10 protein-coding genes are annotated in these 8,010 nt (G+C 55.8%); 8 read left to right on the forward strand and 2 right to left on the reverse strand.

Going from position 1 to position 8,010, the window contains the following annotated elements; genetic code table 11:
* Window positions 1-84: 84 nt before the first annotated feature.
* Together ACRXB1_RS24460 and hpaR are read right to left on the reverse strand one after the other, a co-directional pair.
* Window positions 85-324, reverse strand: a complete 240-nt coding sequence (locus tag ACRXB1_RS24460) for a transposase (protein WP_449493502.1) — start codon at window positions 322-324, stop codon at window positions 85-87.
* Between the two features lie 463 nt (window positions 325-787).
* Entirely contained in the window at window positions 788-1,189 is a 402-nt protein-coding gene (gene hpaR, locus ACRXB1_RS24465; RefSeq protein ID WP_449493511.1) for a homoprotocatechuate degradation operon regulator HpaR, read from the reverse strand.
* Between the two features lie 179 nt (window positions 1,190-1,368).
* Between hpaR and ACRXB1_RS24470 the strand changes: the two genes are divergently transcribed.
* The 8 genes from ACRXB1_RS24470 to ACRXB1_RS24505 all read left to right on the forward strand — a co-directional run bounded on the left by ACRXB1_RS24470 (window position 1,369) and on the right by ACRXB1_RS24505 (window position 7,868).
* Complete coding sequence (locus ACRXB1_RS24470) at window positions 1,369-2,139, forward strand: fumarylacetoacetate hydrolase family protein (RefSeq protein ID WP_449493503.1); 771 nt, start codon at window positions 1,369-1,371, stop codon at window positions 2,137-2,139.
* Complete coding sequence (locus ACRXB1_RS24475; protein WP_449493504.1) at window positions 2,136-2,894, forward strand: fumarylacetoacetate hydrolase family protein; 759 nt, start codon at window positions 2,136-2,138, stop codon at window positions 2,892-2,894. Before ACRXB1_RS24470 ends, ACRXB1_RS24475 begins: the two co-directional genes overlap by 4 nt.
* Window positions 2,895-2,906: 12 nt before the next feature.
* Complete coding sequence (hpaE, locus tag ACRXB1_RS24480) at window positions 2,907-4,364, forward strand: 5-carboxymethyl-2-hydroxymuconate semialdehyde dehydrogenase (protein ID WP_449493505.1); 1,458 nt, start codon at window positions 2,907-2,909, stop codon at window positions 4,362-4,364.
* Between the two features lie 51 nt (window positions 4,365-4,415).
* Window positions 4,416-5,279 carry a 3,4-dihydroxyphenylacetate 2,3-dioxygenase gene (hpaD, locus tag ACRXB1_RS24485; protein WP_449493506.1) on the forward strand — a complete coding sequence of 288 codons (864 nt, stop codon included), beginning with the start codon at window positions 4,416-4,418 and terminating at the stop codon, window positions 5,277-5,279.
* Window positions 5,280-5,296: 17 nt separating this feature from the next.
* Window positions 5,297-5,698 carry a 5-carboxymethyl-2-hydroxymuconate Delta-isomerase gene (locus ACRXB1_RS24490; RefSeq protein ID WP_449493507.1) on the forward strand — a complete coding sequence of 134 codons (402 nt, stop codon included), beginning with the start codon at window positions 5,297-5,299 and terminating at the stop codon, window positions 5,696-5,698.
* 17 nt (window positions 5,699-5,715) lie between these two features.
* The gene (gene hpaH / locus ACRXB1_RS24495) at window positions 5,716-6,519 is read left to right on the forward strand and encodes a 2-oxo-hept-4-ene-1,7-dioate hydratase (protein WP_449493508.1); all 804 of its coding nucleotides are present in this window, start codon (window positions 5,716-5,718) and stop codon (window positions 6,517-6,519) included.
* 9 nt (window positions 6,520-6,528) lie between these two features.
* Complete coding sequence (gene hpaI, locus ACRXB1_RS24500) at window positions 6,529-7,335, forward strand: 4-hydroxy-2-oxoheptanedioate aldolase (RefSeq protein ID WP_449493509.1); 807 nt, start codon at window positions 6,529-6,531, stop codon at window positions 7,333-7,335.
* Between the two features lie 113 nt (window positions 7,336-7,448).
* Complete coding sequence (locus ACRXB1_RS24505) at window positions 7,449-7,868, forward strand: helix-turn-helix domain-containing protein (protein WP_449493510.1); 420 nt, start codon at window positions 7,449-7,451, stop codon at window positions 7,866-7,868.
* Window positions 7,869-8,010 lie beyond the last annotated feature (142 nt).

Raw genomic sequence — 8,010 nt, forward strand, 5'->3', positions numbered from 1 at the left:
CGACCACCCGAATTGCCCGTCGCCGCATGGATCAACCCACCCAAAAAGAAGGAATCCCAAACCCGCATAAAACTTGACGCTTGCTCACTGAATGTAAACACCCAGGTGTCGCAAACTCATTGACACGGTCCGGGCGCTACCTCTCATCCACTTCCTTAAGGTCAGTGCATTCATGTTCAATTCGTCGGCCACGGATCCTACTGTACGGCTTCCGCGGTTAAGGACCTTCGCAAGCGCCTGCTCTTTAAACTCGGCTGAATACGTTTGTTTCGTCTTCAATCTACCACCTCTGATCTCTTCAATAGGAAAATTCAGAGGCGACAACTATTGTGACGCAGGGGGGCCAGTGCTTCCTGCCGTTGATGGTGACCACCACTTCGTCGAGGCGCCACTTGTCGCCCCGGGCCAGTGCGGTAGAGCGGATGCGCCGGGCAATGCACAGGCCAAACTTCACCGACCAGCGTCGCACCGTCTCGTAGGTAAGGTCAATGCCGTGACAAGGCCACCCTGAACAACGAGCAAAGACATTTCTCCCGGGACGCCGCATCCGGGTTATGGCTTCGGCGATGGAGGCGTGGGCAAGATTACCCTGAGCCTCGCTGCGACGCCCCGTGGTTGGCCTCACCGCGTTACCGGGCTCGGTTTATCATTGCGGCGTACATCGATTCCCGCATGTTGACTAGAAGCTAGAAGATATTCGCCGCCGAAAAAGTACCCTAACGCGCGTTTCCCCCGCGTTCGTATGCTTGCCCATCGCAGCTCACGAAAAGGATACATGGGAAAACATTCATCGCGCTTCAAGACCGGACAAGAGGTCGTCCACCGCTTGGTACACACGCTTAACGACGTCGGGTCCGACTTTAAGCTCAAGCTGACTATATTGCTCTTCGAGCTCCCTTGAGATCAGGGCTACCAACTTTGTGCTTGCCGATGTCAACGAGACTCGGACCCTTCGTTGATCGTCAGCAAAGCGCTCTTTTACAACCAGATCTGTTGCCTCCATACGTCCGAGCACTCCAGCCATACTTGGACTTGAAATCGTGCAGATCTCAGTTATTTGTCGGGGTTCCAACGGCCCGTGTTCGTGCAAAGCGCGGATAACGCGCCATTGCTGGTCTGTTAACCCATGGGCGGCGATTACGGGCCGAAAACGCTCCATCATTTTTTCCCTTGCTCTAAGCAGCAGCATTGGAAGATTACGATGCAGCATACCGGTGACGATTGGAGCGTTCATATCGTTAGCAAATCTGTCCTCTGTTCTGTTGATCCGGAAAAACCCCTACAAGCGTGACGAGCACTTGACTGTAGATGATAGCAATGACAGTATCACTCACATATTAGTGAATTTGGCTGGAGATGAATAGACCTATGTTTGCCCTTGCCGATCATCGCATCCATCTACACGACGAAGCGTTGCCGCGAGACGTCAATGCACGCGAGGCCCTTGTACTTTTGGAACGCGGGGTTGTCTGCCGTCCGCCCGTCTCCGGTGCGGTCTACGGGACACTGCTCAACGATCGCCCGGCGCTTGAAGCGCTGGGCGAAGCAGTGCACGAGGCTCCGTACAAGGCGCCGCCTGCTGCTCCAATACTCTATGTGAAACCTCGCAATTCGCTTACGGGTCACGGATCGAGCGTTGTGGTTCCCGACGGTTCAGGTGTTCAGGTTGGTGGATCGCTTGGCATCATTATCGGGCATACAGCATCAAGGCTCAGTGTTGGCGAGGCATATGACTATGTCGCCGGTTACACGATTGTTGGTGATCTCTGCGTTCCTCATGTGAGCGTCTATCGCCCATCGGTGCGGATGCACGCGCGGGACGGCTTCTGTGTGGTTGGGCCCGTTCTCGTAGCGTCAAGGCACGTAAAAGACCCTGACTCAGTGTCCATTTCCGTATCTGTTAACGGAATTCAGGTGTCCTCGTCGACCACGGCCACCGCGGTGCGAAGCGTAGCGAAGCTTCTATCCGACGTAACGGACTTCATGACGCTTGTTCCCGGAGACGTACTAACAATGGGTGTTCCGTATGGATCACCCACCGCTGGACCAGGCGACGAGGCGAGCATTGCGATCGATAACTGGGCGCCCCTTATCATGTCATTTGTGAGTAAAACTGAACACGCAGGAGAGGCTCGATGAAGCGAGGTCGCGTAGCCTATAGGGGAGCCATTCACGAGGCCTATCCGGACGAAATTGGAGTTCGGCTATCAGACGGACGCGTGTGTCGGGAAGAGGATGTTGTATGGCTCGCGCCGATCGAAGTCGGCACAATCATCGCCCTCGGATTGAACTATGCCGAACATGCGAAGGAGCTAGCGTTTTCGAAACAGGAAGAGCCTCTGGTGTTCCTCAAAGGGCCAGGCACGGTCATTGGACATCGGGGCGTTACGAGGCGGCCGTCCGACGTCAAATTCATGCACTACGAGTGTGAGCTGGCTGTAGTGATCGGACGCTCGGCAAAGGAAGTGTCTCGCGACCATGCAATGGATTATGTCGCCGGCTATATGGTTGCCAACGATTACGCCATTCGCGATTACCTTGAAAATTATTATCGCCCGAATCTGCGTGTAAAAAACCGCGATGGAGGAACCGTGCTCGGTCCATGGTTTGTCGACGCGGCCGATGTGCCAGATGTCACCCAATTAGACCTTCGCACATATGTGAATGGGTCGCTCCAGCAAAAAGGTAACACGCGTGATTTGGTTACCGACATCCCTGCATTGATCGAGTACCTGAGCGGCTTCATGACGCTCGCACCGGGCGACGTCATTCTGACCGGCACGCCTGATGGTGTCGTGAACGTCAACGCGGGCGACGAAGTCGTCTGCGAGATCGACGGATTGGGCCGTCTTATCAACGTAATCGCTTCAGAAGCTGAATTTGGCCGCGTCTGACTGGGGCAAGAAATGCGAATCGAACATTTGATTAACGGAAAGTCTGCGGCCTCCCGTGACTATTTTGAGACGGTCAATCCTGCTACTCAGGAGGTGTTGGCGGAGGTCGCTAGCGGAACTGCGGAGGACGTCGATGCCGCGGTCAGGGCGGCGAAGGGCGCGTTTCCAAAATGGGCTGCAAAGCCTGCCACCGAGCGCGCCAAGCTTGTTAGAAAACTTGGCGAGTTGATTGCCAAAAACGTTCCGGAAATCTCGGAGACGGAAACGAAGGATACAGGGCAGACCATTTCGCAGACGGGTAAGCAACTTGTGCCGCGCGCTGCTGACAATTTCACCTACTTCGCCGAGATGTGTACCCGCGTGGATGGCCACACGTATCCCACGGATACGCATTTAAATTACACGCTCTTTCACCCCGTTGGAGTGTGCGCGCTCATTTCTCCATGGAACGTTCCGTTCATGACGGCCACCTGGAAGGTCGCGCCGTGTCTGGCTTTTGGTAATACAGCCGTGCTCAAGATGAGCGAGTTGTCTCCGCTTACAGCATCCATGCTGGGGAATCTGGCGTTGGAAGCTGGGATTCCGCCGGGCGTGCTGAACGTGGTGCACGGGTACGGCAAAGAGACAGGCGAGCCGCTGGTCGGGCATCCGAACGTACATGCCATATCGTTCACCGGATCGACGGCAACCGGCAATCGGATCGTGCAATCAGCCGGGCTCAAGAAATTCTCGATGGAACTTGGTGGCAAATCACCCTTTGTGATTTTCGATGACGCAGACTTCGAGCGCGCGCTGGACGCCGCCGTGTTCATGATCTTCTCCAACAACGGAGAACGGTGTACGGCAGGCTCCCGGATCCTGGTACAGAAATCGATCTATGCGAAGTTTGCAGACCGCTTCGTTGAGCGTGCGAAAAACCTGACCGTCGGCGATCCACTTGACGACAAGACAATCGTTGGACCAATGATCAGTCAGGGTCACCTGTCGAAGGTTCGCAGCTACATCGAATTGGGTCCCAAGGAGGGAGCGACACTGGCGTGTGGCGGCTTGGAGATTCCAGATCTGCCAGATGCGATGCGCAAGGGCAATTTCGTAGCGCCCACTGTATTCGTGGACGTAGATAATCGCATGCGCATCGCGCAGGAGGAGATTTTCGGCCCAGTCGCTTGTCTGATCCCGTTCAACGACGAGGCCGATGCGATTCGGATCGCCAATGATATTTCCTATGGCTTATCAAGTTACGTTTGGACGGAAAACGCGGGGCGCGCTCATCGCGTCGCAGCGGCAGTCGAAGCAGGGATGTGCTTTGTAAATAGCCAGAATGTACGCGACCTTCGTCAACCTTTTGGCGGGACGAAAGCCTCGGGGGTTGGGCGGGAAGGGGGAACCTGGAGTTACGAAGTGTTCTTGGAACCGAAGAACGTTTCTGTATCGCTTGGATCACATCACATTCCACGATGGGGCGTTTAAGCCACATGCGAACTCAGTCCTGCATTTGCGAACGAGCCTGAGGAGGCGACGATGGGTAAATTAGCGTTGGCAGCAAAGGTGACACACGTCCCGTCGTTGTACCTCTCGGAGCTTGACGGCCCAAACAAAGGCTGCCGTCAGCCGGCGATTGACGGTCATCACGAGATCGGACGTCGTTGCCGGGATCTGGGCGTGGACACGATTGTGGTTTTTGATGTCCACTGGCTGGTGAACAGTGAGTATCACATCAACTGCGCCGAACATTTCGAGGGCATATACACGAGCAACGAGCTGCCTCATTTCATCAACAACATGCCCTACGCCTATCCAGGAAACACGGAGCTAGGCAATGTGATCGCTGAAGTGGCCAATGAGATGGGCGTCAAAACACGTGCTCACAGCAAGACAACGCTTGAGTTGGAATACGGCACGCTCGTGCCGATGCGCTACTTGAATGCTGATCAGCATTTCAAGACCGTTTCTATTTCCGCCTGGTGCATGTGGCATGACCTCGAAACCAGTGCGAGATTCGGCCTTGCGGTGCGCAAGGCAATCGAGGAACGCTATGAGGGCACTGTTGCCATTCTTGCGAGCGGCTCGTTGAGTCATCATTTCGCGAACAATGGAACCGCTGAGCAGTTCATGAACAAGGTGTGGAATCCGTTCCTCGAGCAGGCGGATCGAAGCGTCGTCTCATTGTGGGAAAACGGAGACTGGAAGACGTTTTGCGAGATGCTTCCGCTATACAACGAGAAATGCTGGGGCGAGGGCGGGATGCATGACACCGCCATGCTGCTGGGATCCCTCGGGTGGGACCGCTACGACGGCAAGGTGGAAGTCGTGACACCCTATTTCGGAAGCTCGGGCACGGGTCAGATCAACGCGATTTTTCCCGTCACACCACTTCCTGCATAACCGTTGAAGGGCAAATCATGCCGCATTTGACGCTTGAATATAGTGCCAACTTGGCAGACGCGGCCAGTATCGGGCAGCTCTGCAAGAGCTTGGCGGTCTGCCTGGATGCGCAACGCGACGACGATGAGCGCGTGTACCCTCTCGGAGGCATCCGGGTGCGTGCAGTCGAATACCATCAATATTGTGTCGCAGACGGCCGACCCGACGCAGCGTTCCTGCATGGGATCCTGAAGATCGGGGCGGGGCGTTCCGATGCTGTCAAAAAAGCCACCGGTGACGCACTTTTTGCCGTGATTGACAGACATTTCGCTGAAGCTTTTGAACGACGAGGAATTGCGCTTTCGTTGGAGATCAACGAATTCAACCAAGCGGGCACCTGGAAACACAATAGTCTTCACGCGCGCCTTAAGGCTGGTTAACTTTTTAAGAGTCAGTCATGTTAGATGAGCAGACAATTCGCGACTTAGCAGGACAACTCGATCGCGCCGAGAAAACGCGAACCCAGTTGAGGCATTTTTCCGCCGCATATCCTGATATGACTGTTCAAGACGGGTATGCAATACAGCGCGAATGGGTAAAAATAAAACTTGCGGAAGGGCATGTGATCAAAGGGCGGAAGATCGGCCTGACGTCGCGCGCAATGCAACGGTCGTCGCAGATTGACGAGCCCGATTATGCGCCGTTGCTTGATAGCATGTTCATCGAGAGCGGGCAGGACATAAGGGCCGATCGCTTCATCGCACCGCGGGTTGAAGTAGAGCTAGCGTTTGTGCTGAATAAACCGCTCAAGGGGCCGGGCGTCACCCTCTTTGACGTGCTCGACGCGACCGCATATGTCACGCCTGCTGTCGAGATTATCGATGCGCGGATCGAGCAGTTCGACCGCGAAACGAAGGCACCCCGTAAAGTCTTCGACACAATCTCCGACTTTGCCGCGAATGCCGGAATCGTACTTGGTGGCCGGCCGGTAAAACCGATGGACGTCGACCTGCGTTGGGTCGGCGCACTTTTGTATAAAAATGGATGCATCGAGGAGAGTGGGCTGGCTGCGGCGGTGCTAAATCACCCGGCTACCGGAGTCGCGTGGCTCGCCAACAAAATATCGCCTTATGATGAAAGCCTGAACGCGGGCGACGTGATTCTAAGTGGCTCGTTCACGAGCCCGATTGCGGCGCGAGCAGGTGACACATTCCACGTGGACTATGGTCCGCTCGGTGGCATTGCCCTCAACTTCGTCTAAACAGATCCCATGCTTCTTGCTAAGAATCACTTCAAGCAGGCTTTGAAAGAGGGGCGCCCGCAAATTGGACTATGGGCGGCGCTCGCCGACGGGTACGTGACGGAGCTTTTGGCGACCGCAGGTTTTGATTGGCTGCTGATCGACAACGAGCACGCACCAAACGATGTGCGCAGTACGCTTGCCCAGCTGCAAGCAGTCGCTGCTTACCCGTCCCATCTCGTTGTGCGACCAGTTAAAAGCGATACGGCGCTGATCAAGCAATTCCTCGACATTGGCGCGCAGACCTTGCTGCTACCAATGATCGATACCGCCGCACAAGCTCAAGAAGCTGTCTCGGCAACCAGATACCCGCCGGTAGGCAATCGAGGTGTGGGCAGCGCGCTTGCTCGAGCCTCACGCTGGAACAGAGTGCAGGGCTATTTGAACGATGCAGCAAATGAGCTCTGCGTGCTGGTGCAAGTTGAAACGGTAGCCGCGATGTCGAATTTGGCGGCAATCGCGAATGTCGAGGGTGTCGACGGCGTGTTCTTTGGACCGGCCGATCTGAGTGCGTCGATGGGTTACCTTGGTAAGCCCGGTGAGCCCGCCGTCCGGCAGGCGATTCTGTCCGGGATCAAAACGGTTTCTGCAGCGGGAAAGGCGAGCGGTGTGCTTGCGCCAGACCGTTCTTTCGCCGATGAGTATCTCAAAGCCGGAGCAACGTTTGTGGCCGTTGGTACTGATACGGGGCTTCTCAGTCGGGCGGCAGCGGATCTTGCGGAGTCTTATAAAGGCGCTATGCCACACAAATCGAAAGAGGAGCGAGGAGGGTATTAATACTAAGTATTCCGAGTAAACGAATTTCATGATGCCGTGTCTGATGGGCGAGCCAATCCAATGACCTGTCCATGAAATGCATTGTTGAACTGAGCGAAGCGGAGAAGAAGACCTTGCAACAGTTGTCGCGCTACCACCCTCATGCAGACTTTCGTACCCGTGGTCTGGGGCTGTTGCTGCTCGACAGCGGCCGACGGGTCCATGAAGCGGCGCTTGAACTCGAGGTGAGCGACAAATCCGTGTACAACTGGATGCACGCCTGGCACGACAGCGGGCTGTGCGGTCTGCTGGTCGGCCATAAAGGCGGCCGTCCCCGGGCACTGTCCGAAGCCATGATTGGTACCGCCATCGAGGCGGCCAGCGCCGAATCGATGACGCTCAAACAGATTGCTCAACGCGTCGAAGAAGTTCATGGTGTTCCGTTTCCCTGTCGTCTGGAGACACTGTCGGTCGCGCTTAAACGCGCGAAGTTTTCGTACAAACGTGGCCGCTACTCGCTCAAAAAAAACGTAACGCCGAGGAGTTCGCCGTGAAGGCCGCCACCCTCGCGAAACTGGAGCAGGCCGCGCGCGATAATGCGTGCCAGCTGTTCTACTTCGATCAGTCCGGCTTCAGTGCTTCGCCCCCGGTGCAGCGCGGCTGGTCGCCCATCGGCGAACCGCACCGCGTCTTCCA

Source organism: Caballeronia sp. M23-90 (assembly GCF_053574605.1).

Bases quoted from the DNA above. Each gene is read 5' to 3' on its own strand.
- hpaR (WP_449493511.1), bottom strand. From the start codon at position 1,189: ATGCTGCTGCTTAGAGCAAGGGAAAAAATGATGGAGCGTTTTCGGCCC.
- ACRXB1_RS24475 (WP_449493504.1), top strand. From the start codon at position 2,136: ATGAAGCGAGGTCGCGTAGCCTATAGGGGAGCCATTCACGAGGCCTAT.
- hpaI (WP_449493509.1), top strand. From the start codon at position 6,529: ATGCTTCTTGCTAAGAATCACTTCAAGCAGGCTTTGAAAGAGGGGCGC.
- ACRXB1_RS24490 (WP_449493507.1), top strand. From the start codon at position 5,297: ATGCCGCATTTGACGCTTGAATATAGTGCCAACTTGGCAGACGCGGCC.
- hpaD (WP_449493506.1), top strand. From the start codon at position 4,416: ATGGGTAAATTAGCGTTGGCAGCAAAGGTGACACACGTCCCGTCGTTG.
- hpaE (WP_449493505.1), top strand. From the start codon at position 2,907: ATGCGAATCGAACATTTGATTAACGGAAAGTCTGCGGCCTCCCGTGAC.
- hpaH (WP_449493508.1), top strand. From the start codon at position 5,716: ATGTTAGATGAGCAGACAATTCGCGACTTAGCAGGACAACTCGATCGC.
- ACRXB1_RS24470 (WP_449493503.1), top strand. From the start codon at position 1,369: ATGTTTGCCCTTGCCGATCATCGCATCCATCTACACGACGAAGCGTTG.